The organism is Tardiphaga sp. 841_E9_N1_2 (genome assembly GCF_051811065.1).
Classification (GTDB): Bacteria; Pseudomonadota; Alphaproteobacteria; order Rhizobiales; family Xanthobacteraceae; genus Tardiphaga; species Tardiphaga robiniae.
In genome coordinates this window covers 2,268,523-2,294,511 of record NZ_JBPWQC010000001.1, presented here as the reverse complement: position 1 = coordinate 2,294,511, position 25,989 = coordinate 2,268,523, and the positions used below count along the sequence as shown (strand labels likewise).

Here is a 25,989-nt window from a genome sequence, read left to right as displayed (position 1 = left end):
CGGCGCTGGAACGACCTTGAATAGCTCGGTGCGCCGGATGTACGCGCGCCTGTTGTTCGGGGTCGTTAGCATTTTTGGGCCACTTTTGGCTATTCCCCCTCTGATGGCTTGTTCCGGCACCTGTTAAGGCCCCGCCGTTCCCTGTCCGCCTTGGCATGGTCCGGCGCGGCAGATATATGCTGGCGCCATGAACGAAGCCATCAGACCGGGGCCCGGACAGATATTGCAGGCGGGCGCGCCGCTGCAGCTGTCCGTTATCGTCCCCACTTTCAACGAGCGCGGCAATGTCGCCACCCTAGTGCAGCGGTTGGACGCGGCGCTGGTCGGCATTTCCTGGGAAGTCATTTTCGTCGACGACAATTCGCCGGACGGCACGGCCGACGCGGTACGCGAACTGGCGCGCGCCGACTCGCGCGTGCGCTGTATCCGGCGCATCGGCCGGCGCGGCCTGTCCGGCGCCTGCATCGAGGGCATGCTGGCCTCCAGCGCGCCCTGTGCAGCGGTGATCGACGGAGACTTGCAGCACGATGAGACCCAGCTCGGCAAGATGCTCGGTCTGATCGAAAGTGGCGCTGCCGAACTGGTGATCGGCAGCCGCTATATCGAGGGCGGCAGTGCCGACAGTTTCAACCAGCAGCGCCTCGGCGCCAGCAAGTTCGCGACCGCGGTCGCGCAGCGGGTGCTGAAGGTCGAGATCGCCGATCCGATGAGCGGCTTCTTCATGATCCGCCGCGATCGCTTCGAACAACTGGCACCGAGACTGTCCACTCAGGGCTTCAAAATTCTGCTCGATGTCGTGGCGACAGCCGGGGGTGACCTGCGCGTCGTCGAAGTGCCCTACACATTCGGCTCGCGGCTGCATGGTGAAAGCAAGCTCGATTCCATGGTGGCGCTCGACTTCCTGGGCCTTGTGCTGGCAAAGCTGACCAACGATACCGTGTCGTTGCGCTTCCTGCTGTTCGCACTGGTCGGCTCGATCGGCCTGTTCGTGCATTTCGCCGTGTTGTTCGTCACGCTGGAAGTTTTCGATCCGCCATTCGCAGAGGCGCAGGCCATTGCGGCGTTTTGCGCGATGACCGGCAACTTCCTGCTCAACAATTTCCTGACCTATCGCGACCAGCGTTTGAAAGGTTTCGGCATCCTGCGTGGTCTGGCGATCTTCTATGTGGTCTGCAGCGTGGGTCTGCTCGCCAATGTCGGCGTCGCTTGGTCGGTCTTCGACCAGGAGCCGATCTGGTGGCTGGCGGGTGCTTCCGGCGCGCTGATGGGCGTGGTCTGGAACTACGCGATGTCGGGCCTGTTCGTGTGGCGGAAACGGTGATCGCTGGATGACCACGCAGGAACTGCGGCTGGTTCGCGGCACTGCGGCCGTGGTCGTCGGTCTGGTGCTGCTGCGGCTCGCGGCGGCCGCATGGACGCCGCTGACCTTCGACGAAGCCTATTACTGGATGTGGTCGAAACATCTGGCGGGCGGTTACTACGATCACCCGCCGATGGTCGCGGTGGTGATCCGGCTCGGCACCATGATCGCGGGCGATACCGAATTCGGTGTACGTGTCGTCTCAGTCCTGCTGGCGTTGCCGATGAGCTGGGCGGTGTATCGCACGGCCGAGCTGCTGTTCGGCGGTCGACGGACCGCGTCAACGGCGGTGATCCTGCTCAACGCGACGATGATCACGTCGGTCGGGTTAATGATCGTCACGCCGGATGCGCCGGTGCTGGTCGCCTCGAGTTTTGTGTTGTTGGCGCTGGCCCAGGTGCTGGCCACCGGGCAGGGCGCGTGGTGGCTCGCGGTGGGCGTGGCCGTCGGCGTAGCGCTGCTATCGAAATATACCGCACTGTTTTTCGGGCCGGCGATCCTGATCTGGCTGATTGCGGTGCCGAAGATGCGGCGCTGGCTGATCTCGCCATGGCCCTATCTCGGTGGTCTGGTCGCGCTCGCGGTGTTCTCGCCGGTGCTGTTCTGGAATGCCGAACATGGCTGGGTGTCTTTCATCAAGCAACTCGGACGTGCCCGGATCGATCACTTCAATCCGGCCTTCATCGCCGAGTTGATTCCGACCCAATTCGCCTTCGCGACACCGCTGGTGTTCATTCTCGGCGTGATGGGCCTCTATGCCCTGGCCGTCCGCAGGCCCGGAGCGTGGCCGGCGCGGGTGCTGCTGAATGCGATGTTCTGGGTCATCGTGCTGTATTTCGGCTGGCATGCGCTGCACAGCCGCGTCGAAGCCAACTGGTTCGCGCCAGTCTATCCGACGCTGGCCATCATTGCTGCCGTCGCGGCAACCATCGTGCAATGGAAGCCGCGCGAGCAGCGCACGGTGGATTTTTGCCTGCGCTGGGCGGGGCCGACCGGCGTTATCATGTTCACGGCACTGGTGGTGCAGGCCAATACGGGTCTGCTGTCTGGCTACAAGCGTGACGCGACAGTCCGCAGCATCGGCGTGGGTTTCGTCGAATTGGCGGCCGACGTCGAGGCGGTTCGCGCCCGTGTCGGGGCCACATGCGTGGTGGCGCCCGATTACGGCACCACGGGCTGGCTCACTTTCTATTTGCCTAAGGGGACCTGTGTCTTCCAGCGCACCCAGCGCATTCGCTGGGTGAACATGCCGGAGCCGAGTGCCGAGCAGCTATCCGGCAACCTTTTGCTGGTGGGTGAGCAAAATGCTGCGGCCAATCCGGAATGGCGGGCGGCTTTTGCGAATATCGAGAAAGTGGCTGACCTCAAACGCAAACGTGGCCCGCTGGTCGTGGAGAATGTCGAGCTGAATCTGCTGGAAGGCGCGAAAGGCGATGTACTGGACCGTTCGCCGCCACCCGAGATGCTGCCGCGCTAGGAGGCGCGACCACCATGCGCTTGATAGCGCGATGGTGGTCGGCTGTCGCGTTCATGGCGCAAAGTGATAGTTCACGCCGATCTTGCCGAGCTGCATGGTCTGGGCAATATCGGCATTCAGATAATAAGGGCCGACCATCGGAGGGGCATTGATCACGCCTTCGAGGCTCGCATTGTCGTGGCCGAAGCCGATGTAGTTGTACTCCGCCTTGACGGACCAGTTTGGCGCGAAGCCGTATTCCACGCCGGCACCGACCACGTAACCGGTGTGAAGGCGGGATCCGTCGAGATTTGCGTATTGTGGACCCGACGACAGTGATATGGCGTGATGATCCCCGGCGAGGGCGACGCCGCCCTTGAGATAGGTCAGCCAGCGCTCGTTGGTCACCATGCCGATACGTGCGGTGGCCATTGCGAGCCATTCGGTGCGCGAGCGCATATCGAGATTGTTATCAAAATTGGTGCGAGTACCGCCGCCGATATTGCCGCCGACCAGTTCACCTTCAACACCCATGACGATCACCCCGAGCTGCACATTGGCGCCGATCTGGCCGCCGCCAAAGCCTCCGGTCATCGAGAACTTCCCATCGGGCGTGTAGTCGCGCCAGTCGCCGTGTCCCGATCCGTAGCCTGCCTGCGCACCGAGATAGAGCCCGGTCCAACTGAATCCTGACTGTGCGTATTGCAGCGGCGGGATCGGTTTGGCGGCATCGGGAGCGCCGAACTGGTAATTCGCGCCGAGCTTGATGAGATGCAGCGTCTGCTTGGTCGAAGCCGTGGAGGCGATCGGCCCGGTGGAGGCCCGCGTGCCGCTGAAATCGAACTCGTGGTCGGGGAAGCTGATGAAATTATACTCGCCGCGCAGCGACCAGTTGTTGGCAAGCGCATATTCCATGCCGGCGCCGACGATCCAACCCCGCCGTGTCTCGTTGCCGGACAGTGTAAGCCGGTCCGGCCCCGGCACCGAAACCTGAACGTCGTAGCCGTGATCTTCATTGGCCCAGGCGAAGCCGCCCTTGGCGTAAGTGAGCCAACGGCCATTGGCGAAGCCAACGCGTCCGGTCACGGTCGATAGCCAGTTGATTTGCGACGTCTGGGACAGGGTGGCCTGATTCAGAACGCTCACCGTGCGATTGCCCTTGATGCCGCTAAAGCTGATGTCGGCCTCGATGCCGAGCAGCAGATTGCCGATCTGTTGATTGTAGCCGGCCTGAATGCCGCCCAGCGCGCCGTCGGTCCGGATATTCAGGATCTGCCATTCGGTCCCGCCGAGACCGTAACCGGCATGAACGCCGGCATAAAAGCCGGTCCAGTTATAGGCGGGATCGATGGCGGAGGCCTTGGTATAGGCGCGGGCCGGCACGTCTGCGGCGATGGCGGCATTGCCGAGGCTGAGGATGCCGATGGTGCCGAGGAGAAGCTGTTTCATGTCGTTTCCTTGCAGGTGCGCTGGCAGCCCTCGAGGAATCGGAGCTGCTTCGCGCGTCATTTCGGCAGCGACCATGTATAAAAATACCGCTCTCGTCGTGGTCGTAAGCGCGTGACTTGTGCTGGATCGCGCTCTTGGCGTCGCATTGTGAGCGGCTGTCGCCGCTTGGTCTCACCTGGAAGTACTACTGGGGAACGCGATCTTGGGACCACACGACGACCACCGGCCAACGACTTATGGGTCACCATCGGGGCGCAGTGCGCCGCTATGGTTTCGAAAGACGATAAATTATCGTCGTCGGCGTTGAACCAAAGTCAGGGGTCCGGACGACCTATCTCCGCACACATTGAAATGGGCGGTGATTGGGAACATGGAAAACACAAATCTCGCATTCAGCAGCCACTCCGACTTTGGATCCGACCGTGCCAAGGTGCACAGCATCGAAAAGCCGGACCCCGTGAACCTCACCGAGGTCGGCGGCCTGCGCGGAGCGCGGATCGCCAGCGTGATCAACCAGATCAATGAGAGCTTTGCCGACCAGCAGTTCTCGACCCGGGTGGTCGCCGAGAAGCTCGGCCTGTCTGTCCGCTACGTTCAGGATTTGCTGCAGGGTTCCGGCCTCAGCATCACCGATCGCATCATGGAGCTGAGGCTTGAAAAGGCCCGCAGCATGCTGACCGGCGATCGGCAGTGCAGCCTGAAGATCAGTGAAGTCGCGGCCGCCTGCGGCTTCAACGAACTATCCTATTTCCACCGCAGCTTCCGTCGTCGCTTCGGCGCGTCGCCGGCTAAATTCCGCATCCAGTCAATGAATGGCTGACGCGCGCTTGCGCTTGAAATAGTCCAGCGTCCCGCGGCTGATGATGTGATCCTCAGGGGTCACCTCGTCGGCCGCGATGTCGTCTGCTTTGGCCAGGCGGGTATAGAGTGCGCCAAAATCCTGATAGCTGTCCTGCAGCAGTTTCTCAAAGCTCTCAATGACGAAATAGCTCTGCTGGAAATCGTCGATGATGTAGTTCGTCCGCATCACGCGCTCGAGGTCGAACCTGATCCGGTTCGGCGAGCCATCTTCCAGCGCGAAGACCGACTCTGTTGCTGACGACAGAATGCCGGCGCCGAAGATGCGCAACCCGTCCGCGCTGTTCATCAGTCCGAACTCCACCGTGTACCAATATAATCGTGCCAGGTTTTTCAACTGGCCGAGCGCCATCGCGCGCTGGCCGCCTTTTCCATAGGCCTCCATGAAGTCGGCATAGACCGGGTTCGCCAATAGCGGAACGTGCCCGAAGACGTCATGGAAGATGTCTGGCTCCTGCAGGTAGTCCATTTCGTGTTCGGGGCGGATGAAGGCGCCGGCCGGGAAGCGGCGATTGGCAAGATGATCGAAGAAGATCTCGTCGGGCACCAGTTCGGCGACCGGCACGACCTGCCAACCGGTGAGCGGCGTCAGACGGGCACTCAGTTTCTCCAGATCGGGAATGCCGGATTCGGACAGCTGTAGCGTGTTCAGTGCGGTGAGGAATTCATCGCAGGCTCGGCCTTTCAGGACAGTCTGCGCGCGGGCGAACAGGCGGTCCCAGCGATCGTGCTCGGCGGCGGAGTAGGAGCCCCAGTCCTGGTCCAGCGTGAAGTCAGGGCGTTTCGGGGCGCTGAGGTAGCGGCTCTTCTCGGTCGACTGGTTCAGCTCGGTCATGACGCTCTCCGACTCCGACGGTCCGATCAGAGCATAAGGTTCCGCTGCCGAATAGTTCCGTCAAAAGAAGCAACTTCTCGCATCCGCCCGTCCGACGATAGCAATCCACCATCGTCCGGATCTTATTTGCAAAGGCGTTTCCTTGTCGGAAACCCGTCTCGATGACATTTTCAGTGGTAACAAACGTGCTCCCACATCGCTGAAATGATTGCGAAATCTCCGCGAAACCTCGCGGGAGCCACGGGCAAAACACTCTCATTATCGATCATAAGGAATACGACCGTGCGGTCCGTCATGTCTTTTCGCTTCCTCTCAGGTGCTTTCGCGGCAGTGCTGCTGGTTTCCGGCGCGACGGGGGCGCTCGCTGACAGCTGGCCGAGCCGGACGATCAAGCTGATCGTTCCGTTCCCGCCGGGCGGCGCTGCGGACATCACGGCGCGGGTCTATGCCGACAAGCTCGGCGAGGCGCTGAAGCAAACCATTGTGGTCGAGAACAAGGCTGGTGCCGGTACGGCTATTGCTGCCGATGCTGTCGCCAAGGCCGATCCGGATGGCTACACGCTGTCGCTGGCGCCTGCTGGACAGCTCACGATCCTGCCGCATATCAACAAGACCATCTCTTACGACCCCTTCAAGAGCTTCACGCCGGTGGCCATGCTGACGTCGGTGCCTTACGTGCTCGCGGCTAGCCCCGATACGCCGGTGTCATCAGTGAAGGAGCTCGTTGCTGCTGCGAAACGCGAGCCGGGGAAATTCACCTACTCGTCGTGCGGACCCGGCACGCTCTGCCATCTGAGCGGCGAGCTGTTCAAGAGCCTGACCGAGACGGATCTGCTGCATGTGCCGTTCAAGGGCAGCGCTCCCGCCGTGAATGCGCTGCTCGGAAATCAGGTGAACCTGTCTTTCGACACGCTGACGGTGCTGGCGCCGCAGATCCGCGACGGCAAGGTCAAGGGTCTCGTGATCACCAGCCGCGAGCGCTCGTCGCAGCTTCCCGATGTGCCGACGCCGGCGGAAGCAGGCGTGGCTGACTTTGTCGTCGACTCCTGGTTCGGCCTCGTCGTGCCTGCAGGGACGCCCGATGCCATTGTTGATCGCCTGAACGCCGAAGTGGTGCGCATCGGCGCGCTGCCGGATGTTCGCGAGCGTCTCGAAAAGCAGGGCCTCAGCATCACGACCTCGACCCAGGCGGCTTTCGCCAAGACGATCAAGGACGATTGCGCGCGCTGGGGACGCGTCGTCGATGCGTCGGGCGCGAAGCTTTTCTGACCACTAGCCATATTGCCTGACACATCGGTCGGGCAAAGTAGAAGCTAAGAAAGGCCGGGTTGAATTTTCAACCCGGCCTTTCGCTTATCGATTATCTGCTGAAGCCTGTGTTCAGGCAGCAGCCTTCGGTTTCTCGATCGGATGCGGAACGCGGAAGCCGACGGCAAGACGGTTCCAGACATTGATGGCGCCGATCGCCACCGTGATCTTGAGGCATTCCTCTTCCGAGAAATGCGCGCGCAACGCTTCATAATCGGCATCGGGTGCACGGGTCTGTGCGATCAGCGTGACGGCATCGACCCAGGCGAGGAGGGCACGCTCGCGCGGCGTATAGACCGTGGATTCGTGCCAGACCGACATCATGTTGATCCACTGTTCGCTGAGACCGTCGTGACGGGATTCCTTCACATGCATGTCGACGCAGAAGGCGCAGCCATTGATGATCGACGAACGGAGCTTGATGAGGTGGACGATCGCAGGCTCGAGGCCACTTTCCTTGACGACATATTGATCGAGCGCGGCGACGGCCTTGTAGGCGTCGGGGGCGGCCTTGGCGATGTTGAGGCGGGCTTGCATGGTCTTTCTCCTTGGTGTGCGGTTTCAGGTTTCAGTTGGCGTTACGGCGTCGTTCGTTGAGCTCCAGAAAGGCGCAGCCGCGGGCGGCGATGGCGCCGTCGGTGTCCTTGGCGCGGAGATCGCCAAGCACATCGGCGATGCTCACCTTGGCCAGCTCATCGCGATAGACGCGCTCGGCACGCAACATCGCGGCATTGATGCCGCAGGGCGCCGTGGGTTTGCCGGGCAGGGGATTGGGGCCGCGCTGGCGGATTTCGCTGCAGCGGAAGGCGGGCGCATCGCCCTCAACGGCAAGGACGACATCGAGCAGGGTGATCTGGTCTGGCGTCCGGGCAAGGCGATAGCCGCCAGTCGGGCCAGGCTGTGCGATGAGCAAGCCGGCGCCCGAAAGCGCCTGCAGGTGTTTCAGGAGATAGCTGGTGGACACGCCATGGAATTCGGCGAGGGCGCCGGCGGACAACACGCCGTTCGATTGCAGGCCTGCGAGCATCGCCACGCTGTGGATCGCCTGCTCAACCCCGTCGCTCATCTTCATGGCTGTATTTCACCTCTATCATGGATAATTATTATCCGCGATTAAGGATGTCGTCAAGTGTCCGGTCCTGAGGTGGTCCGCAGGTGGGCAGCGCAACAGAATCTAAATCCCGATGCCGGTATCACCCGATCTAGGTACTGTGATCCGAAGCCGGGAGCCGGGTCAGTTCAGGGAACTCGACATGGCATTGCGTGACTTGCTGGCGCCGCAGGCGCGGCGGACGACTTTCGTTGCAGCAGCCATTCTCGGAGCCGGCCTCGCCGCGACATTCGCCATTCGCGAATTCTCGGAGCGTCTGATTGCGGCCGATATGCAGCGTCGCTTCGCAGTCGACGCGGTTGATATTTCCAATGCGATCAGCGAACGGCTGCGCACCCACGCCGAAGTACTGGTCAGCATGCAGGGATTGTACGCCTCGATCGGCCGCGTCGATCGCGCCCAGTTCCGTCGCTACATCGATGTGCTCGATCTCGGCCGCCGCTATCCCGGCTTCCAGGCCTTGCAGTCGCTGCGTCATGTGACGCCGGATCATCTCGATGCCTTCGTTGCGGAAGTTCGTGCCGACAAGAGCATCGAGCATTCCGGACAGCCGGATTTCGCCGTGCGTCCGCCGGGGCCGCGATCAATCTACAACGTGGTCGAATTCGTCGAGCCGATGCGTGGCAACGAAAATGCGCTGGGCTTCGATGCCGGTGCCAATCCTGCGCAACTGGACTCGCTGCGGCGTTCCGCGGAGACCGGCCGGATTGTCGCGACGCCGCCGGTCAAACTGGTGCAGGACACCTCGGGCGGGCTCGGCTTCATCATCCGCGCGCCGATCTACCGGGCGGGCGAGCCCACGCAGACCGTCTCGCAGCGAAACGCAGCGCTCCACGGTTTTGTTGCATCGGTCTATCGCACCAATGACCTGATGCGCGGCATCCTGGATCCGCGGACGCTGCAGCAGATGCATATTCAGGTGGTTGATCGCGGTTACGCCAAGCCGACGCAGGAAGGCGTCATGATTGGCGAGCCGGAAGATACGACCGTCACTCCGACCCTCATGTATGACAGTCTTGAACCCAATCTCGGTCTCGTCACGCAGATGGTGATGTCGGCGGGGATCTCGGCGGATCGTTCGCTGGTTGTTGGCGAGCGCGTCTGGCGCGTCCTGTTCACCGCCAATCCCGGCTCGATCTACGAGGTCAGCCATACGGTGCCGAACGTCGTCCTCGCTAGCGGCAGCGCTATCAGCCTCCTGATGATGCTGCTCGCCGTGATCACGATGCGATCGCGCCGGTTGTCCGGCAATCTCAGCACGCTCGATGCGGAGCAGCGCGCACTGGTCGACAATCCGCTGGCAGGCATCCTGTTTACGGCCGGCCATCGCATCCTGCGCGGCAATCGCCGGATCGCCGAACTTTGCGGTCGCAGCTCCGCTACGCTTCCCGGCAACACGATCGACGAACTGGTTGCGACGAAGGCGGACGGGGAGGCGTTCGATGCCGCGTTGAATCGCATTCGTGACAGCGCCATGGCGACGGAAGTCGAACTGCATCTGCGCCGCAGCGACGGCTCCACGCTGCTGGTCGATGCCTATGGCAAGCCGCTGGCTGCCGGCGATATCCTCTGGGTGATCCAGGACAAGACCGACGCACTCGCTGTCGAGGCGGAGCGGCGCGCGCATGCGCAGGCTATGGAGGAGGCCAACGAACGGCTGACCACCTCGCTGCAACTGTCGGAAATTCGCGCCAAGGAAATCGTCCTGCTCACTGAACTCTCGGGCGTGCTGCAGTCGTGTCAGTCGCGCGAAGAGATTTTCGCGGCGGTTCAGACCTATGCAGGCTACCTGTTCACGGAAGAGGCGGGCGCGCTGTACTATCTGAATAACGCGCGCAACGCAGTTCAGCGCGGCGCCCATTGGGGCGCACTACAGGCCGATGCGGTGTCGTTTCCGGTCGATGACTGCTGGGCGCTGCGTCGTGGCACGACATTCCCGATTTCAGAGGCGAGCCAGGGACTGGTCTGCAATCATGCCGGTCCGTGCGGTGCTACCGGTACGGGATTTATTTGTCAGCCGCTGATCGCGCAGAACAACCTGCTTGGTCTGCTGTATCGCGAGCATACTTCTGTGTTCGGTGAGGGAGCGGATCAATTGGCGACGATGCTGGCCGAACAGGTGTCGCTGGCGATGGCCAATCTCGAACTCCGCGAGCTGCTGCGTCAGCAGGCGGTGCGCGATCCGCTGACGGATCTTCACAACCGCCGCTACCTCGAAGATGCCCTGGTGCGCGAGACCACGCGCAGCCAGCAGGACGGCAAGCCGCTCGCGCTGGCGATGCTCGACATCGATCACTTCAAGGGTATCAATGACAGTCACGGCCACGAGGCCGGTGATGCCGTGCTGCGCGGCCTCGGCAGGATATTGCGCGAGACGACGCGCGCCTCGGATATCATCGGCCGGTTCGGCGGCGAGGAGTTCCTGATGCTGATGCCGGGCGTCACGGTCGAGGTTGCCGCGCAGCGGGCCCAGCAGGTGCTCGATGCCGTGCATCGCATGCAGGTGACGCTGCCATCGGCCATGCGCGATGGCGTCACGCTGTCGATCGGTCTGGCAGTGGTGCCGGTGCACGTCGCCAAGGGCGATGATCTACTCGCGGCTGCCGACGCCGCGCTTTATGAGGCCAAACGCGAGGGCCGCAACCGCGTCGTGATCAGTCATCGCCGTGCGAAGGCCGACACCGCGGCCTGAGCTCGTGGGTCATTACAGGATGGGTAGAACGTAGGCGCATCGCGCCGAAGCGATACCCCTCACACATCGTGACAACGAGCGATGAATGTCGCGAGGATGCTACGATCCTACGGCTCCTGAACGTCCAGGCATACTTTGTCGGTTTAAGGCGGCGCGATCGGTCCGTCCTATGCATTGCGGAGGCGAATGCCGCTGACATGCAGCGATGTCTCCCACAAGGGCGCCAGCGTCTTCAGGGACGGCAGGACGCGCAATTCGACGCCGGCGGCTTCCAGTGCCTTTTCGATATTGTCGATCCGCTCCATGTTCAGCGGCATGGACGGCGTGCGCGAGACCCACATACCCGCATCGTCCAGCGATTCAAACCCGTCCGGCGAAAGCTCGTAGCGATAGATGGTGGTGTGGGAGAGCCGGTCCAGCCAGGCAAGCTCGATATGCGCGACCATGCGGCAGGTGGTCATCTTCTTGTAGGCGGTGAGGTATTCCGGCGTCGTGCTCGCTGTCGGCCAGACAAAAATACGCGGGCAGTCGCGCGGGAACAGATACATCGGCGCATGCCAGTCATCGATCGCCCAGACCAAGGGGCCGTTGAGCCACTCCTGTCCCTGGGCGCGAGGCGTCGCAACCTCCACCTGCCGCGGCATGAAGACTTCGATGTTGTTCTCTTCGCTGAAATGAAACAGGCGCATGGCGCACTCATGTGCGTCCATGCTCGGCGCGTCAATGACCGTCATGCGTGTTCTGGCCGCTCACGAAGCTGCGCGTGATGAATTTGTGGATCGTCATGTCGGATAGGCCGGTCCCGGAACGTCTTTCAGACGGAACACGTTGAAATTCACCAAGGGAGGATCATGTCATGACCGGTTCCAGCCTGACGCCTGCGGCCGAACTCGTGAAGAAGGCCAGTTTTCGCTATCCCAATGAGAGCCGTGAATACCGCGATGCGCGTAATGCGTTGCTTGTCGAGGAGATCGAACTGCGGCGTCAGATCGAACGCGTCGCGGAGCTGCGTCGTGCGCTACCAGATGGCGGCGAGGTGACCAAGGACTACGACTTCATCGGAGAGAAGGGCCCCGTGAATTTCGCGGGCCTGTTCGGCGACAAGCAGACGCTCGTCGTTTACTCCTACATGTATGGGCCGCAGCGCGAGAAGCCCTGCCCGATGTGCACATCGCTGCTGTCGGCCTGGGACGGCGAGGTGCCTGACATTACGCAGCGCGTGGCGCTGGCCGTTGTGGCGCGCTCTCCGATCGAGCGGCTGGTCGCCTTCAAGAAGCAGCGTGGCTGGCATTACTTGCCGCTGTTTTCGGACACCTCCGGCGCGTTCAGCCGTGACTATCACGGGCTGACCAAGGACGGCGGCGACGATGCTGCCTTCAACGTCTTCACCCGCCGCAGTGGCAAGATTCGCCATTTCTGGAGCGGCGAGATGGATGGATCTACGGCCGATCCCGGCCAGGACCCGCGCGGGGCGCCGGATCTGATGCCGCTCTGGACGATTCTGGACGTTACGCCGGAAGGGCGGGGCACCGACTGGTATCCGAAGCTGAACTACTGAGGTCGTGATCATTTGGCGGCTTAACCGGTACAATTGATCGTTGTGATTACCTAAATACCGCAAACTCAACGTGGTTCCCCGCGCACCAGCCTCGCACTAGGCCAATGGCCTAATCACAGCGCGCCAATAGTTCGGGCCGGGCGTGACCCAAAACCCCAGCGCGCCTGAGACCGGCCTGCGAGAGCCCACAAGGCTCTCGCAGGTTCCCCGAATTCGTCCTGTCGGTTACTCAAAAAGGCCATGATTGGCAGGCCTTTAGGTAGGCAATCGGTGGGGGACCTCCAATTAATTCGCATTTAACTAAAACTCGCCTTAATGGCGTTTCGCATCCCTGCGCGGTGCTTTTCGAGACCTGTGTGTCTCGTCAGGCACAACGGGCAGGGAGCTTAGTAAACGTGTGTTGGACGTCAGGCGTATGAGCAGCAGTAAACGTGCGTTGAACCATTCTGCACCCTCACGCCGAGGCCAGCATCAAGTGTCGAAATCCAGTTCACGCATGTTCGTGACCGGCGCTGCTCTTGCCGCCGTCGCATTGACCGGTGGATGGATGCTCGCCGGCAAGCTTTTCCAGAACGGCGTGCAGCCTGCGATGGTCTCCGCCAATCTCGGCAATGATGCAGGCATTGGCCAGTCGTCCTTCGCTGAGCGCTTCGACAGCCGTTTCTCGCGCACCGAACACCGTACTTCCTTCTCAGAGCGTTTCGAGCCGGCCGTTAATGCGCCGCTCGCTGCCGCGCAGACCGAGCCGAAGCGTCAGGTCGCCTGGTTCGACCCGACCTATTCGATGGGCGCCGCGCCCGAGCGCTTCGTCAAGCGCAACGCGGCTTCTGAAGCCGTGATCCCTGCACCAGCCGCGAAGCCGCAGGAAGTCGCACTGATGCAGCCGGCACCGACGGTGCGCCAGCTCGTCGACAGCATTCCGATGCCGGCCGCACGGCCCTCCGATGCCCGTACGCCGTCCGCGCCGCAGCAGGCAACACAAGCGCCGTCGCAGCCGGTCGCACAGGCCAGCGCCGCCAGGGGCGGTGCCTATGGCCACGACTCACTGGTGCAGAAGGCACGGCTGGCGCTGGCCGCACAGCCCAAGTCCGGCAATTTCAATGTCTTTGAAAAACTGTTCGGCGGCAACGCTCCGCAGTCGGGCCCCGTGCTCGCTTATGCAGGCTCCGACGGTGGCGTGCTGAGCAACGGCACCGATGCGGCGGCCAGCAACGAACCCACCCTGAGCGATCGCACCACCGCGGTTTACGACATCTCCGCGCGTAAAGTGTACATGCCCGACGGCACCAAGCTGGAAGCGCATTCCGGCCTCGGCAGCCGTCTCGACAATCCCGCTTATGCCCATGAGAAGATGCGCGGCGTGACGCCGCCGCACATCTATGACCTGAAGCCGCGCGAGGCTCTGTTCCACGGTGTGGCCGCGCTGCGCCTGACGCCGGTCGGCGGCGAGGGCGCGATCCATGGCCGCACGGGTCTGCTCGCGCATACCTACATGCTCGGTCCTAATGGCGATTCCAATGGCTGCGTCTCGTTCCGGGACTACAACAAGTTTCTGCAGGCCTATCGCAACGGCGAAGTGAAGCGCCTCATCGTGGTTGCCAAACTCGACTGATCGATATGACTGACGTGCCGCTCATGAAGGCGATGCGCGTTAAGTGACTATGAGCCGACCTTCGGATCGATCTTCCGTGCGCTGGCGACATCTGCTGCGCCGCCCGTAATGTCGCCCATTTCAAGCCGTGTCATGCCGCGCAGATAGAGCGCCTTGGCGTATTTCGGATTGATGCGCAGCGCCGCATTGAAATCGGCCATGGCGCGGTCGTTGTCGCCCTTGTCGGACCACACGCTGCCACGATTGGTCAGCGCCGCCACATAGGTCGGTGCGATGCGGATTGCCTCGTTGTAGTCGGCGATGGCACGATCGTTGTCCCCCTTCAGGCTGAAGGCGAAGCCGCGGTTGAACACCGGGCAGGGGTCGTTCGGATTGATCCGGATTGCTTCGCCGAAATCGGCGATGGCGCGCGCATGATCGCCCCTCACCAGCCAGGCGCCGCCGCGATTGCTATAGGCGCCGCCTTCCTGCGGATTGAGATGGATCGCCATGTCGTAGTCGGCAATAGCGCGGTCGTTATCGTCCTTGGCGTACCAGGCGACACCGCGATTGACATAGGCATCGGTATTGTTGGGATCGAGACCGAGCGCCACGCTGAAGTCGCTGATGGCGCGGTCGTTATCGCCGCGGGCGAGCCAGAGATTTCCGCGCATGAAATAGGCGCGGGCATAATCCGGGTTCAGGCGGATGGCTTCATCGAAAGCGGCCATGGCAGGGCCGCTCTCGTGCCGCTCGTGATATTCGAAGGCGCGGTTGAAATGCAGCTCAGCAAGCTGGCGGCCGCGGTAATTGCCCGACGCGATGGCGCGGTCGCAGGCCGCGATCGCCAGGACGCCGGAGGCATCGGTACATTGCTGTGCATCGTCGGCGGCAGCTTGCGCGATCGGCATTGCTGCGCTCGCCAGCATGGCAGCGAACAGGACGCGGATGGCGCAACGGTTCAGGCTTGGAAAGTGGCGCATGGCTCGACCTCTCGCGTGTGACAGGCGTTGGTCACACCGCGAGGAGGAAGGGTTCAATGGTGGAACAGGCTACCGGAAATCGATGCTGCGGAGCACGATGCCCGGTGGCCTTCCCTCAAATTCGGAATTAGCGAATTTGCGTGCCGCGCAGGCCTCGATGCGATCACGCAGCCGGACGAACTGCTCCTCGCGTTGTTCGGGCTTGGTGCGTTTCGCCTTTTCAAGCTCGTCCATCGCACTGGTGCTGATCGCGCAGGTGACTTCGGTCGCGTCATTCATCATCGAGAACAGGACAACCATGCGATTATATTCGAAGCTTTGGAAAACACCGTGTGTAAGCGCCATCGTCGTCTTCCCGCGTTAGACCTTGCGCTTCGGTACGACAGGGTTGAGTTCAGCGATCTTGCGCAAGCATTCGGCCTCGGTGGGATGTGGGCCAGTAACAAAGGTTCCGCTGATCTTGGTGCTGTACCAGCCGGACTCCACGCCGAGGCGGAGAGATTCTGCGACTTGAACGTGACGGTGCAAGAGGTTCTGCATGAGGATGCTTTCGGTTGAGCGCTGGCTGCTGCGGGATCGCTGCGACCTGCGTAATGATGGGATCAGTCGTTGGCGGCAAGCCGCGTGAAGTCGTCCAGCACGATCGCGATCAGATCGCGGTGCTGGGTATCCTGTGCGCTCAGCGATGCGCCGTAGAGATTGAGGACGTAGCGCGCCTTTGCTGCAGCCTCAGGCCATGTGGTGGCCGGCGTGGTCAGTAACTGCTCTTCGAGTGCCAGCTGCCGCTCACGCAGTGCTGTGGCATTGGATTCGACTTCGGCGAGACTGCGCCGGATATCGGTGGCTTTCTGTGCCGCCATGCCGCGGCGGCTATCCAGCTCGACGGGAGTGTCGGTCATGGTGCGCTCGCATCGATGCGCTGCACATCTGCCAGCTCAAGCGACCCAATGGAGATCATCTCCATGGAACTTGTATGGGGTGGTGCACCGGGCACGATCATCATGGTCGCCGTGCGCCGATAGCTGGCGAAGGACAGTCCCTCGATCATCTCCTCATCGGTGATGACGTCATACGACCCTGCCGGGATCAAACGACCAAGGCCCTTCAACTGGAAAGGATGCTTGAAAGTAACGGTCTCACGGCGCGATCTCGTGGTCACGCGCGCATGTCGCTGCTGAGATCCGGCATCCGTTCAGCGTGCGCCTATTCACAGACATTAGCCATCGATTTCTTTGAGCGATCCGGTGTTTCGTCGAATTTCGCTATGATTGTCTTGTTATTGGACGTTTTGTCGCCATTTCGAGGATGTATCTGACATCGATGACATTCTCGCCGACGCTTGCGCTGGGTTTTTCTCGCAAGATCGTCGCACAACGTGCAACGCTTGCGATGTCTCGCTTTTGAAATCAACGATTTGCCAGGATGAGGTGTTTTGCATGAAGATCCGTGTTGGCTACGAGATGATCTATGATTTCCCGCAGCCGACGCCCGTCATGATCGTGATGGGCATGCACTTCACGCGTGCCTCCGACGTGGTGGTGCCGGACTATCTCACGATAAATCCCTCAGTTCCGATCACGCCGTATCGCGATGGCTTCGGCAACTGGTGCAGCCGCATCGTCGCGCCGACGGGCCGCATCACGTTCAAAGCCGACGGTATCGTCAACGATAGCGGCAAGCCGGATATCATCGTGCCGTCCGCTGTGCAGCACGCAGTGGAGGATCTGCCGGCCGAGACGATCGTCTATCTGCTCGGTAGTCGTTACTGCGAGACGGATCGGCTGTCGGACGTCGCCTGGCAGTTGTTCGAGAAGACTGTGCCTGGGTGGGCGCGCGTGCAGGCAATCTGCGATTTCGTGCATAACCATATCCAGTTCGGTTACGAGCACGCACGCGCGACCAAGACCGCCTGGGACGCTTACAACGAGGGGAAGGGCGTTTGCCGCGACTATGCACATCTGGCCATCACCTTCTGCCGCTGCATGAATATTCCAGCGCGCTACTGCACCGGCTATCTCGGTGACATCGGTATGCCGAAGCCGTGGGCCGACGGCGATTTCGCCGGCTGGTTCGAAGCCTATATCGGCGGCCGCTGGTATACATTTGACGCCCGCAACAACATCCCGCGCATCGGCCGCGTGTTGATCGCGCAGGGCCGCGATGCCGCGGATGTGCCGATCACGCAGACTTTTGGGCCGAACACGCTGGTGAGTTTCAAGGTGTGGACCGACGAGATCGACGAAAGCACGCAGGCGGTCAACTGAATCGCTTTGTCGGTTCTGTCATTACGCTCGCTTAAGCCTGCATTTTCAGCAGCATGTGAGCGGCCAGGAAGGAACCGGGCGCGCCGCTGAGAATTTCACCTGTCATAACTTCGTAAGGACAGGACTGATGGCAAACACTCTGACAAGCCTGACGACCGCCGTGGCATTGATTGCGGGTTCCAGCGTCGCGGCTTTGGGCAGCGGCACGGAGGCACAGCGCGAAGCCTGCACGCCCGATGCGTTTCGCCTCTGTACATCGGCAATGCCGGATGAGGGGCGGGTAGAAAATTGCTTGCGCAGCGCAGGACCGCGATTGAGCCGCGCTTGCTATGATGTGTTCTTTCCGCAGATCGAGCACGATCAGGCTCAGATGATGCGTGGGCAAGCGCCGTTACGCGAACGCGTGAAGCCATCAGCGGCGGATCGCATGCAGACACCGTCGATGCCGCAGATGCCGCCGGCCGGCGGTGATGATGATTGAGACAAGGCGAGATCTGGCCTCGCGATAACAAGCAAAGGCGGCGCTGATTGCACCGCCCTTGGCTATGTCGGATAGACTGTTGAGCAGAGCGCGTGGGCTACCTGAAGCCGCCGGTGGCGTGCAGTGTTTCGCCCGTCACGTAAGATGCAGCATCAGAAGCGAGGAATGCGACGACGGAAGCGATTTCCTCGACCTTACCGATGCGGCCCATCGGCGTGGCAGATTCGATCCACTTGCGCATGTCGCCTTCATGGAATCCGGCTGACACCACTCCCTCGGTTGCGATCATGCCAGGATTGACGGCGTTGACGCGGATCTTGCGCGGCGCGAGCTCCTTCGCCAGTACCGACGTGATCGCATCGACGGAAGCCTTGGTCGCGGTGTAGACCGCTGAACCCGGCGGGGTGATCGTAGAGACGCCCGATGAGATGTTGACGATGCTGCCGCCGGTGGCGTTGAAGTGTCTGGCCGCTTCCTGCGAGACGAGCAGCAGCCCGAGCACGTTCAGATCGAAATGTTTGTGGAAGTGCTCTGGCGTGATGCTGTCGAGAGGGGCGAATTCGTAGACGCCCGCATTGTTGACAAGAACGTCGATCGGCCCGAACGCCTTGACGGTCTCGGCCACCACGGATTTGGCGCCGTCCGGCTCGGCGAGATTGCCGTGCACCGCGATGGCCTTGCCGCCCTTGGCGGTGATCTTCGCGACGACCTCGTCGGCGCCCTTCTTGCTGGAAGCATAATTGACGGCGACGGCAGCGCCCCCGGCGGCGAGCTGGATGGCGATTTCAGCGCCGATGCCCTTGGAGCCGCCGGTCACCAGCGCAACTTTGCCTTCGAATGTCTTGGTCATGGTCGTGATCCCTCTTGGATGCTTCAATAGTTCGGAAGTATGGGACTATTGAACCAGCGCAAGGGGGCGTCTATATCTTTTTTATGGTTCAGTTCGTTCACCCCGCGACCAAGGACATCACGCTGGCCGGCGTGCTCTCGGCGCTGGCTGATCCCATTCGGCTGCAGATCGTCCGGGGCTTGCTGCAGGAGAGCGGTTGCCTGTCCTGCACGGCGGCGTCGCCATTTCCGACCATCGCCAAGTCCACTTTGTCGAACCATTTTCGCGTGTTGCGCGAGGCCGGCCTGATCCAGACCAGCAAAAAGGGCGTCGAGCATCAAAACGCAGTGCGGGCGGCCGATATCGAAGCGCGGTTTCCCGGGCTGTTGATGGCGATCCTGGCGTGCTCCGTCGAGCCGTCCGCGGCGGCAGTTGCCTGACGCAGCCAACAAAAATGCCCGGCATCACTGCCAGGCTTTGAATGCCATGATCGAGCTGAAGTCCTCAGACTGCGGACGGAGATCGCGTCTTAACGGTAGACCCGCGTCTTGGTCACGACGCAGCGGCCCATTGGCCCGTGACGGACAACCGTGCGCATGGTGCAGACAGGTCCACGGCATATGACAGTGCGGCGGGACACATAGCGCTGCGATGAGAAATCGGTGATTGGTGCTACGACTTTTGTCGTCTGCACAGAACACACAGCAAGCGTTGCCCAAGGGATGCGGTCGCTATGGCTTCCATGCGTTAATCACGCGGACATCGGCTGGCCATTCATCCTCGGGAAGACCCATGATCTGGTTGTGCTGCGCCTTGGCGGCGTTGGATCGCGGGCGGTTATCGGGATCGATGATGTAGCTGCATTTCTGCATGAATTGCGCACGGTGCTGCGGCTGAAGCTGAAAATTCAGATTGCGCCGCGATTCACTTTCCGACCATTTTGCGATGACCCCTATGCTCTGCTCCGGCGGAGTCGATGGCACTTCGGCGACGATAAGCTGTCGCACCTTTTCGCTCAGCACCTTGGTCCGCTGTCGGTAGCGGGTAGTCTCGGCGTTGTATTTGCCCGTGTTCGCCGGATCCTGTTTTGCGCATTCACTCAAAAGATTCTGTCGCAAATCCATCACCGCATACACGTGCTTGGCACTCTCAAAGGCGCTGCGTGCAGCTGAATGCGCGGCGGTGCTGAGGCCGATGAAAGAAAGAGCGATGAGTATGCGCATGATTATTTCCCTGATGCTTCCACCAAGTAGACGATCCGTAGCCACGCAACCCGCAATGGCTTCCGCGATTGTCTGCGATGACCAGCCCTAAACAAAAACCCCGGCATCGCTGCCGGGGTTCTGCATTCTGATAGTTGCTTGAAGCGTTGGACTTAGAAGTCCATGCCGCCCATGCCGCCGCCCGGAGGCATGCCGCCGCCGCCTGCGCCGCCCTTCTTGGGCAGTTCGGCAACCATGGCTTCCGTGGTGATCAGCAGGCCGGCAACCGAAGCTGCGTTCTGGATCGCTGCACGGACAACCTTGGTCGGATCGATAATGCCCTTCTTGAGCATGTCGCCGTAGGTGCCGGTCTGCGAGTCGAAGCCGTAGCTGTAGGTCGCGGTCTCGAGGACCTTGCCGACGATGACCGAACCGTCTTCGCCTGCGTTGATGGCGATCTGGCGAGCCGGAGCCGACAGGGCCTTGCGGACGATCTCGACGCCGGTCTTCTGGTCGTCGTTCGCGGTTTTGATCTTCTTCAGCTGTTCCGAAGCGCGGAGCAGAGCGACGCCGCCGCCGGGGACGATGCCTTCTTCAACCGCAGCGCGGGTCGCATGCATCGCGTCATCAACGCGGTCCTTGCGCTCCTTCACTTCGACTTCGGTCGCGCCGCCGACGCGGATGACGGCAACGCCGCCAGCCAGCTTGGCAAGACGCTCCTGCAGCTTCTCACGGTCGTAGTCCGAAGTGGTTTCTTCGATCTGCGCCTTGATCTGCGCCACGCGTGCTTCGATGTCGGCCTTCTTGCCGGCGCCGTTCACGATGGTGGAGTTTTCCTTGTCGATCATCACCTTCTTGGCGCGGCCGAGCATGGCGAGCGTGACGTTCTCGAGCTTGATGCCGAGATCTTCCGAGATCGCCTGGCCGCCGGTCAGGATCGCGATGTCCTGCAGCATGGCCTTGCGGCGATCGCCGAAGCCCGGAGCCTTGACGGCAGCGACCTTGAGGCCGCCACGCAGACGGTTGACGACGAGGGTGGCGAGAGCTTCGCCTTCGACGTCTTCTGCGACGATGACGAGCGGCTTGCCGGTCTGCACGACGGCTTCGAGCAGCGGCAGCATCTCGTTCAGCGAGGAGAGCTTCTTCTCGTTGATCAGGATGTAGGCGTCGTCGAATTCAACGCGCATCTTGTCGGCGTTGGTGACGAAGTAGGGCGAGATGTAGCCGCGGTCGAACTGCATGCCTTCGACGACGTCGAGTTCGGTTTCGAGCGACTTGGCTTCTTCAACCGTGATGACGCCCTCGTTGCCGACCTTCTTCATCGCATCTGCGAGGAACTTGCCGATTTCTGCGTCGCCGTTGGCGGAGATCGTGCCGACCTGGGCGATTTCGTCGTTCGAGGTGACCTTCTTGGAGTTCTTGACGAGGTCAGCAACCACGGCTTCCACCGCCAGGTCGATGCCGCGCTTCAGATCCATCGGGTTCATGCCGGCAGCAACCGACTTGGCGCCTTCACGGACGATCGCCTGAGCGAGCACGGTGGCGGTGGTGGTGCCGTCGCCGGCCGCGTCGGCCGACTTCGAGGCCACTTCGCGCACCATCTGGGCGCCCATGTTCTCGAACTTGTCGTCGAGCTCGATTTCCTTGGCGACGGTGACGCCGTCCTTGGTGATGCGGGGTGCGCCGAACGACTTGTCGATGACGACGTTGCGGCCCTTCGGACCGAGCGTCACCTTCACGGCGTTGGCGAGAATGTCGACGCCGCGCAGCATCTTGTCGCGGGCATCAACGCCGAATTTCACTTCTTTAGCTGACATGTTTTGCTTCCTTGAAAATCAGGATGGGTGGGAAAGGCGCTTAAGCGGCCTTCTTCTTGGCGGGAGCGGCACCTTCGAGGACGCCCATGATGTCGCTTTCCTTCATGATCAGCAGGTCCTGACCATCGATCTTGACCTCGGTGCCCGACCACTTGCCGAACAGCACGCGCTCGCCGACCTTCAGATCGATCGGGATCAGCTTGCCGGCTTCGTCGCGGCCACCCGGGCCGACGGAGACGATCTCGCCCTGGGAGGGCTTCTCTTTGGCACTATCCGGAATGATGATGCCGCCAGCGGACTTCTCTTCGGCGTCGATACGCTTGACCACAACGCGATCGTGAAGCGGACGGAATTTCATGCAGTCCTCCTAAGTTTCTGTAGATGCTTGAGAAATTTAAATTGGCAGTCTGAGCCAACAAGTGCCAGCGCAGCTGGTCCGGACATAGGCCGAACGTTCCCCACCGGCAAGGGTCTTTACCAAATATTTTGGCACTCAAATATGACGGGTGCCAGAATTGGTTAAGACCCTCCGATACCGGTTCTCGAATCCGTTAGCATCCACGGTAAGTGGCTGCTAACACTCGGCTTTCAATACATTATTAAACTTTTAAGCTTGTGATGAAGACGTTGCTTGCGTCACATTTCATGCATCGTGTTGTCACGGGCGAAGTGGAAGCCGGTTCGCTGCAGTCAGCACGGTCACAGGAGAGCAGAGCGAAGTTCGACGTCAAACCGGAATCCACTTAGCCGAATGCGCTCTGTCCATGGAGGTTGAACATGGTCTCGAGAAATGCAGTTTCTGACGATTTCAGAAAGCAGGTGCTTGGCTACGGACTGACGACGGCGCAGATTCTCTACCGCATGCCGGACCACCCCTCGCTGCTGCAGACCTATGTCTGGCAGAACTATGATTTGTTTCCGAAGTTTCCCGCGCTGAAGGATTTCCTGGATTTCTGGCAGGAGAAGCTTGATGGCCCGCTCTTTGCGGTCACCGTCGCGCATTCGAAACTGATCAAGCCGGCCGAGCTTCGTGCCGTGGATGGCGTCTTCCGGTTGCACTAGTCCGCGCCTCTCAACGCGCCGGATGAATTGCCGCTGTGCTGAACTACAGCTAGGTTCCCGGACGCGCTGGCCGTTTGTTAGGCATTGCGCCGGGTGGGAAACACGACATGGCGAAGCTGAAGCGAACGTCAAAGAGCGCGGCGAAAACGGCTGTGACGAAGAAGCCTGCGACACGGGTGGTAGCGAAAGCAGCAAAAAAGCTCGCTGTTGGCAAGCCGGCCAAGGCGAGTACAAAAGCTGTCGCCAAGGCCGCGGCGAAACCCGGCCCGCGCCGCAAGCAGCGCGTCGCGATCAGCCACTATCAGGAAGAAGCATTTCTCGGCGACGGCCTGCGTGCCTACGCAAAGTATCGCGATCTCGGCGTTGCCGCTGCGACCGGCGGTTTGGCGCACGCGCATGTCATCCGGCTGATCGGACCTTGCGATCCGAAAGAGGTCTCCAAGCTTCACTATCACGATGCCGAGTTTCAGCTGGTCTATGTGCTGAACGGCTGGGTGAAGGCCTATATGGAAGGCGAGGGCGAGATGACCATGCGTCAGGGGTCATGCTGGACCCAGCCGCCACGCATCAGGCATCTGATCCGTGATTACTCCGACAATTGCGAACTGCTGGAAGTGATCCTTCCGGCGGAGTTCAAGACGGTGGAAGTCCGGTAGTTCGCGTGCGGAAATGCGACGCGTGCCTTGTTCGCGCGTCGCAGTGGCGTTGAATCAGCTATGCTGAGCCCGTCGCTGCCCTGGCCCTCAACGAGTATCTCATGACTGCATCCGTTCCGGTTTTCGACGGTCACAACGATGTGCTGCTGCGGCTGTACAAATCGCAATCGCACGATCCGGTATCCGACTTCCTGACCGGGGAAGCCGCCGGTCACATCGACCTGCCGAAAGCGAAGGCCGGCGCGTTCGTCGGCGGGCTGTTCGCGCTGTATTCGCCGGCGGCTCAGGCGTCATCGGGATTCATGGCGCAGATGACGGGCGGACGCTACGCCGTGCCGCTCCCCGAGCCGCTGACGATGGACGAGGCGCGCAATTCCGTCGTCGCCGAACTGGCCATCCTGCTGCAGCTCGAACGCGCTTCCGCAGGCGCGGTGGCGATCTGCACCACCACCGCCGAAATCCGGTCCGCCATTGAGCGCAAGGCGCTGGCCGTGGTGGTCCATCTGGAAGGCGCGGAGGCCATCGACGCCGAGCTCAGATTCCTCGACGTTCTCTATGCGGCGGGGTTGCGGTCGATCGGGCCGGTGTGGAGCCGGACCAACATCTTCGGCCATGGCGTGCCGTTTCACTTCCCGTCCGGGCCCGATCTCGGCGACGGTCTCACCGCGGCCGGCGAGCGGTTGATCGGCGCCTGCAATGACCTGAAGATTCTGGTCGACCTGTCGCACATCACCGAGAAGGGTTTTTGGGACGTGGCGCGGCTGTCGAAGGCGCCGCTGGTGGCGACCCATTCCAATGCCCATGCGCTGTGCCCGTCGCCGCGCAATCTCACCGACAAGCAGCTCGCCGCGATCCGCGACACCGGCGGCATGGTCGGCCTGAATTTCGCGACCTGCTTCCTGCGCCCCGACGGCAGCATGCGGCCCGACACCGGCATCGAGCTGATGGTGCAGCAGATCGACTATCTGCTGGAGAAGCTGGGCGAGGATCACGTCGGGCTGGGATCGGATTTCGACGGCGCGGTGGTGCCCGAGGCCATCGACTCCGCCGCGGGCCTGCAGGTGCTGTTCGTGGCCTTGCGCGCCAAGGGCTATTCCGAGACGCTGCTCGGCAAGCTCGGCGCGGGCAACTGGCTCGATCTGCTGCAGCGGACGATCGGCTGACCGGCGCTGGCGGCGTGTCTCAGGTGAGCATGCCGACGATCGCGCCCATCAGGCAGGTCGTCAGCGTCCCCGAGACGATCGACTTCACGCCGAGCGCGTTGATTTCGTTACGACGTTCCGGCGCCATGGTGCCCAGGCCTCCGATCATAATTCCGAGGCTGGCAAAATTTGCAAATCCGCACAGCGCATAAAGCATGATGAGGCGCGAGCGTGCATCCAGCGCATCGGGACCGAGCTTCGCCAATTGAACATAGGCGATCAACTCGTTGAGGATCGTCTTGACGCCCATCAGCGAGCCCGCGGTCAGCGCCTGGTCCCACGGCAGGCCCATCAGCCAGCACACCGGTGCCATCACGTAACCCAGCATGCGCTGCACGGACAGTGTGTTGCCTCCCACGGTGGGCATCATCATGAGGATCGCGTTCATGAGATACATCAGCGCCACGAAGACCAGCAGCAGGGCGATGATGTTGACGAGCAGTTCGATGCCTGCACTCGTGCCCTTGACGATCGCATCTATCGTACTCGTGGCCGATGCGTCCGGATTGGCGAGCAATCCACCGGTGCGACGATCCTCCGTCTCTGGCACCATGATCAGGCTGACAAGGATCGCAGCTGGCGCCGAGAGCACGGAAGCAATCACGAAATGCGCCGACGCATCGGGAATCAGTGGCGCCATGAAAGTGGCGTAGAGCACCAGCACGGTACCGGCGATCCCCGCCATGCCGCCCGTCATCACCAGAAACAGTTCGCTGCGCGTGAGCTGCCCGAGGTAAGGGCGAATAAACAACGGGGCTTCGACCATGCCCAGAAAGATGTTCGCGGCCGTTGACAGCCCGACCGCGCCTCCGATGCCGAGCGTGCGTTCAAGCAGCCACGCCATGCCGCGCACGATCGGCGGCAGGATACGCCAGTAGAACAACAGGCTGGTCAGCACGTTGATGACCAGCACCACGGGGAGTGCCTGCAGTGCGAGCACGAAATCCGCGCCGGGATTCTTGAGATCGAACGGTAGTGCGCCGCCGCCGAGATAACCGAACACGAAGGAGGTGCCGGCGCGCGACGCTGCGGCGATGGTGCTGACAGCATCGTTGATGCTGCTGAAGGCGCGCGTGACGACGGGAAGCTTCAGCAGGATCACGGCAGCGACGATCGTCAATGCGAGACCGATCGCGGCCTGTCTCAGCGACACCTTGCTGCGGTTTTCACCGAGCGCCCAGGCGATCCCCAAAAGTGCGATGACGCCGAACGCCGACTGTAGCTGAAGCATAAATCCCCCGAAACCGCGGCGATGATGCCGCGGCTTCCCATGTC

27 protein-coding genes are annotated in these 25,989 nt (G+C 61.5%); 13 read left to right on the top strand and 14 right to left on the bottom strand.

Annotated features, from left to right (window positions below; all coding sequences use genetic code 11):
• Positions 1 to 187 precede the first annotated feature (187 nt).
• Together AB8A50_RS11190 and AB8A50_RS11185 are read left to right on the top strand one after the other, a co-directional pair.
• The gene (locus AB8A50_RS11190) at positions 188 to 1,321 is read left to right on the top strand and encodes a glycosyltransferase (protein WP_439077680.1); all 1,134 of its coding nucleotides are present in this window, start codon (positions 188 to 190) and stop codon (positions 1,319 to 1,321) included.
• Between the two features lie 7 nt (positions 1,322 to 1,328).
• Positions 1,329 to 2,837: a glycosyltransferase family 39 protein gene (locus AB8A50_RS11185; protein ID WP_439077679.1), complete on the top strand. Its 1,509-nt coding sequence runs from the start codon at positions 1,329 to 1,331 to the stop codon at positions 2,835 to 2,837.
• A 51-nt stretch (positions 2,838 to 2,888) separates the two neighbouring features.
• Here the strand turns inward: AB8A50_RS11185 and AB8A50_RS11180 are convergent, their stop codons facing one another.
• Complete coding sequence (locus AB8A50_RS11180; protein WP_439077678.1) at positions 2,889 to 4,265, bottom strand: outer membrane protein; 1,377 nt, start codon at positions 4,263 to 4,265, stop codon at positions 2,889 to 2,891.
• A 370-nt stretch (positions 4,266 to 4,635) separates the two neighbouring features.
• On the opposite strand from AB8A50_RS11180, the gene AB8A50_RS11175 reads away from it, so the two are divergent.
• Positions 4,636 to 5,085, top strand: coding sequence for a helix-turn-helix transcriptional regulator (locus AB8A50_RS11175; RefSeq protein ID WP_068736063.1), 450 nt, complete (start codon positions 4,636 to 4,638; stop codon positions 5,083 to 5,085).
• Here AB8A50_RS11175 and phhA read toward each other — a convergent pair.
• Positions 5,071 to 5,958, bottom strand: a complete 888-nt coding sequence (gene phhA / locus AB8A50_RS11170; protein ID WP_175365806.1) for a phenylalanine 4-monooxygenase — start codon at positions 5,956 to 5,958, stop codon at positions 5,071 to 5,073. The genes AB8A50_RS11175 and phhA overlap by 15 nt on opposite strands.
• A 294-nt stretch (positions 5,959 to 6,252) precedes the next feature.
• Here phhA and AB8A50_RS11165 point away from each other — a divergent pair, with 294 nt between their 5' ends.
• On the top strand, positions 6,253 to 7,227 hold the full coding sequence (locus tag AB8A50_RS11165; protein WP_439077677.1) for a Bug family tripartite tricarboxylate transporter substrate binding protein: 975 nt from the start codon (positions 6,253 to 6,255) through the stop codon (positions 7,225 to 7,227).
• A gap of 111 nt (positions 7,228 to 7,338) precedes the next feature.
• Here the strand turns inward: AB8A50_RS11165 and AB8A50_RS11160 are convergent, their stop codons facing one another.
• Positions 7,339 to 7,803: a carboxymuconolactone decarboxylase family protein gene (locus tag AB8A50_RS11160; protein ID WP_231080080.1), complete on the bottom strand. Its 465-nt coding sequence runs from the start codon at positions 7,801 to 7,803 to the stop codon at positions 7,339 to 7,341.
• Between the two features lie 31 nt (positions 7,804 to 7,834).
• Positions 7,835 to 8,338 carry an RrF2 family transcriptional regulator gene (locus tag AB8A50_RS11155; protein ID WP_089264972.1) on the bottom strand — a complete coding sequence of 168 codons (504 nt, stop codon included), beginning with the start codon at positions 8,336 to 8,338 and terminating at the stop codon, positions 7,835 to 7,837.
• 181 nt (positions 8,339 to 8,519) lie between these two features.
• Here AB8A50_RS11155 and AB8A50_RS11150 point away from each other — a divergent pair, with 181 nt between their 5' ends.
• Positions 8,520 to 11,069: a diguanylate cyclase gene (locus tag AB8A50_RS11150; RefSeq protein ID WP_439077676.1), complete on the top strand. Its 2,550-nt coding sequence runs from the start codon at positions 8,520 to 8,522 to the stop codon at positions 11,067 to 11,069.
• Between the two features lie 167 nt (positions 11,070 to 11,236).
• On the opposite strand, the gene AB8A50_RS11145 is transcribed toward AB8A50_RS11150, so the two are convergent.
• Positions 11,237 to 11,758, bottom strand: a complete 522-nt coding sequence (locus AB8A50_RS11145) for a DUF6886 family protein (RefSeq protein ID WP_439079959.1) — start codon at positions 11,756 to 11,758, stop codon at positions 11,237 to 11,239.
• A 167-nt stretch (positions 11,759 to 11,925) separates the two neighbouring features.
• Here AB8A50_RS11145 and AB8A50_RS11140 point away from each other — a divergent pair, with 167 nt between their 5' ends.
• Both AB8A50_RS11140 and AB8A50_RS11135 read left to right on the top strand, forming a co-directional pair.
• The gene (locus AB8A50_RS11140) at positions 11,926 to 12,627 is read left to right on the top strand and encodes a DUF899 family protein (protein ID WP_439077675.1); all 702 of its coding nucleotides are present in this window, start codon (positions 11,926 to 11,928) and stop codon (positions 12,625 to 12,627) included.
• 475 nt (positions 12,628 to 13,102) lie between these two features.
• The gene (locus AB8A50_RS11135) at positions 13,103 to 14,239 is read left to right on the top strand and encodes a tlde1 domain-containing protein (protein WP_439072305.1); all 1,137 of its coding nucleotides are present in this window, start codon (positions 13,103 to 13,105) and stop codon (positions 14,237 to 14,239) included.
• A gap of 47 nt (positions 14,240 to 14,286) precedes the next feature.
• Here AB8A50_RS11135 and AB8A50_RS11130 read toward each other — a convergent pair whose 3' ends face one another.
• The 4 genes from AB8A50_RS11130 to AB8A50_RS11115 all read right to left on the bottom strand — a co-directional run bounded on the left by AB8A50_RS11130 (position 14,287) and on the right by AB8A50_RS11115 (position 16,360).
• Positions 14,287 to 15,201, bottom strand: coding sequence for a tetratricopeptide repeat protein (locus tag AB8A50_RS11130; RefSeq protein ID WP_439077674.1), 915 nt, complete (start codon positions 15,199 to 15,201; stop codon positions 14,287 to 14,289).
• Positions 15,202 to 15,270: 69 nt separating this feature from the next.
• Positions 15,271 to 15,546 (bottom strand): DUF1488 domain-containing protein, encoded by a 276-nt coding sequence (locus AB8A50_RS11125; RefSeq protein WP_439077673.1) that lies wholly within the window; start codon positions 15,544 to 15,546, stop codon positions 15,271 to 15,273.
• A 257-nt stretch (positions 15,547 to 15,803) separates the two neighbouring features.
• Positions 15,804 to 16,100: a hypothetical protein gene (locus AB8A50_RS11120; protein ID WP_309948724.1), complete on the bottom strand. Its 297-nt coding sequence runs from the start codon at positions 16,098 to 16,100 to the stop codon at positions 15,804 to 15,806.
• Positions 16,097 to 16,360 carry a hypothetical protein gene (locus AB8A50_RS11115; RefSeq protein ID WP_068736091.1) on the bottom strand — a complete coding sequence of 88 codons (264 nt, stop codon included), beginning with the start codon at positions 16,358 to 16,360 and terminating at the stop codon, positions 16,097 to 16,099. The genes AB8A50_RS11120 and AB8A50_RS11115 overlap by 4 nt, the downstream gene beginning before the upstream one ends.
• Positions 16,361 to 16,637: 277 nt before the next feature.
• On the opposite strand from AB8A50_RS11115, the gene AB8A50_RS11110 reads away from it, so the two are divergent.
• The gene (locus tag AB8A50_RS11110) at positions 16,638 to 17,465 is read left to right on the top strand and encodes a transglutaminase domain-containing protein (protein WP_175365799.1); all 828 of its coding nucleotides are present in this window, start codon (positions 16,638 to 16,640) and stop codon (positions 17,463 to 17,465) included.
• A gap of 127 nt (positions 17,466 to 17,592) precedes the next feature.
• Positions 17,593 to 17,946, top strand: coding sequence for a hypothetical protein (locus AB8A50_RS11105; RefSeq protein ID WP_439077672.1), 354 nt, complete (start codon positions 17,593 to 17,595; stop codon positions 17,944 to 17,946).
• Between the two features lie 97 nt (positions 17,947 to 18,043).
• On the opposite strand, the gene AB8A50_RS11100 is transcribed toward AB8A50_RS11105, so the two are convergent.
• Positions 18,044 to 18,796 carry an SDR family NAD(P)-dependent oxidoreductase gene (locus tag AB8A50_RS11100; RefSeq protein ID WP_093756424.1) on the bottom strand — a complete coding sequence of 251 codons (753 nt, stop codon included), beginning with the start codon at positions 18,794 to 18,796 and terminating at the stop codon, positions 18,044 to 18,046.
• An 83-nt stretch (positions 18,797 to 18,879) separates the two neighbouring features.
• Here AB8A50_RS11100 and AB8A50_RS11095 point away from each other — a divergent pair, with 83 nt between their 5' ends.
• On the top strand, positions 18,880 to 19,215 hold the full coding sequence (locus tag AB8A50_RS11095) for an ArsR/SmtB family transcription factor (protein WP_439077671.1): 336 nt from the start codon (positions 18,880 to 18,882) through the stop codon (positions 19,213 to 19,215).
• Between the two features lie 291 nt (positions 19,216 to 19,506).
• On the opposite strand, the gene AB8A50_RS11090 is transcribed toward AB8A50_RS11095, so the two are convergent.
• The 3 genes from AB8A50_RS11090 to AB8A50_RS11080 all read right to left on the bottom strand — a co-directional run bounded on the left by AB8A50_RS11090 (position 19,507) and on the right by AB8A50_RS11080 (position 22,152).
• The gene (locus AB8A50_RS11090; RefSeq protein ID WP_439077670.1) at positions 19,507 to 19,998 is read right to left on the bottom strand and encodes a hypothetical protein; all 492 of its coding nucleotides are present in this window, start codon (positions 19,996 to 19,998) and stop codon (positions 19,507 to 19,509) included.
• 152 nt (positions 19,999 to 20,150) lie between these two features.
• Positions 20,151 to 21,794 carry a chaperonin GroEL gene (gene groL / locus AB8A50_RS11085; RefSeq protein ID WP_089264961.1) on the bottom strand — a complete coding sequence of 548 codons (1,644 nt, stop codon included), beginning with the start codon at positions 21,792 to 21,794 and terminating at the stop codon, positions 20,151 to 20,153.
• A 40-nt stretch (positions 21,795 to 21,834) separates the two neighbouring features.
• A complete protein-coding gene (locus AB8A50_RS11080) occupies positions 21,835 to 22,152 on the bottom strand; it encodes a co-chaperone GroES (protein WP_089264960.1) in 318 nt (105 codons plus the stop codon).
• A gap of 419 nt (positions 22,153 to 22,571) precedes the next feature.
• Here AB8A50_RS11080 and AB8A50_RS11075 point away from each other — a divergent pair, with 419 nt between their 5' ends.
• The 3 genes from AB8A50_RS11075 (at position 22,572) to AB8A50_RS11065 (ending at position 24,675) form a co-directional block, all read left to right on the top strand.
• Positions 22,572 to 22,856, top strand: a complete 285-nt coding sequence (locus tag AB8A50_RS11075; protein ID WP_089265658.1) for an usg protein — start codon at positions 22,572 to 22,574, stop codon at positions 22,854 to 22,856.
• A gap of 107 nt (positions 22,857 to 22,963) precedes the next feature.
• A complete protein-coding gene (locus AB8A50_RS11070; RefSeq protein WP_439077669.1) occupies positions 22,964 to 23,512 on the top strand; it encodes a cupin domain-containing protein in 549 nt (182 codons plus the stop codon).
• Positions 23,513 to 23,613: 101 nt separating this feature from the next.
• On the top strand, positions 23,614 to 24,675 hold the full coding sequence (locus tag AB8A50_RS11065) for a dipeptidase (RefSeq protein ID WP_439077668.1): 1,062 nt from the start codon (positions 23,614 to 23,616) through the stop codon (positions 24,673 to 24,675).
• A gap of 19 nt (positions 24,676 to 24,694) precedes the next feature.
• Here the strand turns inward: AB8A50_RS11065 and AB8A50_RS11060 are convergent, their stop codons facing one another.
• A complete protein-coding gene (locus AB8A50_RS11060; RefSeq protein ID WP_439077667.1) occupies positions 24,695 to 25,945 on the bottom strand; it encodes a NupC/NupG family nucleoside CNT transporter in 1,251 nt (416 codons plus the stop codon).
• Between the last annotated feature and the right edge of the window lie 44 nt (positions 25,946 to 25,989).

What these genes read in the sequence shown, in the direction of transcription:
- AB8A50_RS11140 (WP_439077675.1), top strand. Translation starts at nt 11,926, where the DNA reads ATGACCGGTTCCAGCCTGACGCCTGCGGCCGAACTCGTGAAGAAGGCC.
- AB8A50_RS11130 (WP_439077674.1), bottom strand. Translation starts at nt 15,201, where the DNA reads ATGCGCCACTTTCCAAGCCTGAACCGTTGCGCCATCCGCGTCCTGTTC.
- AB8A50_RS11090 (WP_439077670.1), bottom strand. Translation starts at nt 19,998, where the DNA reads ATGCGCATACTCATCGCTCTTTCTTTCATCGGCCTCAGCACCGCCGCG.
- AB8A50_RS11125 (WP_439077673.1), bottom strand. Translation starts at nt 15,546, where the DNA reads ATGGCGCTTACACACGGTGTTTTCCAAAGCTTCGAATATAATCGCATG.
- AB8A50_RS11155 (WP_089264972.1), bottom strand. Translation starts at nt 8,338, where the DNA reads ATGAAGATGAGCGACGGGGTTGAGCAGGCGATCCACAGCGTGGCGATG.
- AB8A50_RS11080 (WP_089264960.1), bottom strand. Translation starts at nt 22,152, where the DNA reads ATGAAATTCCGTCCGCTTCACGATCGCGTTGTGGTCAAGCGTATCGAC.
- AB8A50_RS11075 (WP_089265658.1), top strand. Translation starts at nt 22,572, where the DNA reads ATGGTCTCGAGAAATGCAGTTTCTGACGATTTCAGAAAGCAGGTGCTT.
- AB8A50_RS11120 (WP_309948724.1), bottom strand. Translation starts at nt 16,100, where the DNA reads ATGACCGACACTCCCGTCGAGCTGGATAGCCGCCGCGGCATGGCGGCA.
- AB8A50_RS11175 (WP_068736063.1), top strand. Translation starts at nt 4,636, where the DNA reads ATGGAAAACACAAATCTCGCATTCAGCAGCCACTCCGACTTTGGATCC.
- AB8A50_RS11150 (WP_439077676.1), top strand. Translation starts at nt 8,520, where the DNA reads ATGGCATTGCGTGACTTGCTGGCGCCGCAGGCGCGGCGGACGACTTTC.
- AB8A50_RS11100 (WP_093756424.1), bottom strand. Translation starts at nt 18,796, where the DNA reads ATGACCAAGACATTCGAAGGCAAAGTTGCGCTGGTGACCGGCGGCTCC.
- AB8A50_RS11180 (WP_439077678.1), bottom strand. Translation starts at nt 4,265, where the DNA reads ATGAAACAGCTTCTCCTCGGCACCATCGGCATCCTCAGCCTCGGCAAT.
- groL (WP_089264961.1), bottom strand. Translation starts at nt 21,794, where the DNA reads ATGTCAGCTAAAGAAGTGAAATTCGGCGTTGATGCCCGCGACAAGATG.
- AB8A50_RS11105 (WP_439077672.1), top strand. Translation starts at nt 17,593, where the DNA reads ATGGCAAACACTCTGACAAGCCTGACGACCGCCGTGGCATTGATTGCG.
- AB8A50_RS11110 (WP_175365799.1), top strand. Translation starts at nt 16,638, where the DNA reads ATGAAGATCCGTGTTGGCTACGAGATGATCTATGATTTCCCGCAGCCG.
- AB8A50_RS11160 (WP_231080080.1), bottom strand. Translation starts at nt 7,803, where the DNA reads ATGCAAGCCCGCCTCAACATCGCCAAGGCCGCCCCCGACGCCTACAAG.
- AB8A50_RS11070 (WP_439077669.1), top strand. Translation starts at nt 22,964, where the DNA reads ATGGCGAAGCTGAAGCGAACGTCAAAGAGCGCGGCGAAAACGGCTGTG.
- AB8A50_RS11165 (WP_439077677.1), top strand. Translation starts at nt 6,253, where the DNA reads ATGTCTTTTCGCTTCCTCTCAGGTGCTTTCGCGGCAGTGCTGCTGGTT.
- AB8A50_RS11095 (WP_439077671.1), top strand. Translation starts at nt 18,880, where the DNA reads ATGGTTCAGTTCGTTCACCCCGCGACCAAGGACATCACGCTGGCCGGC.
- phhA (WP_175365806.1), bottom strand. Translation starts at nt 5,958, where the DNA reads ATGACCGAGCTGAACCAGTCGACCGAGAAGAGCCGCTACCTCAGCGCC.
- AB8A50_RS11065 (WP_439077668.1), top strand. Translation starts at nt 23,614, where the DNA reads ATGACTGCATCCGTTCCGGTTTTCGACGGTCACAACGATGTGCTGCTG.
- AB8A50_RS11185 (WP_439077679.1), top strand. Translation starts at nt 1,329, where the DNA reads ATGACCACGCAGGAACTGCGGCTGGTTCGCGGCACTGCGGCCGTGGTC.
- AB8A50_RS11145 (WP_439079959.1), bottom strand. Translation starts at nt 11,758, where the DNA reads ATGCGCCTGTTTCATTTCAGCGAAGAGAACAACATCGAAGTCTTCATG.
- AB8A50_RS11060 (WP_439077667.1), bottom strand. Translation starts at nt 25,945, where the DNA reads ATGCTTCAGCTACAGTCGGCGTTCGGCGTCATCGCACTTTTGGGGATC.
- AB8A50_RS11190 (WP_439077680.1), top strand. Translation starts at nt 188, where the DNA reads ATGAACGAAGCCATCAGACCGGGGCCCGGACAGATATTGCAGGCGGGC.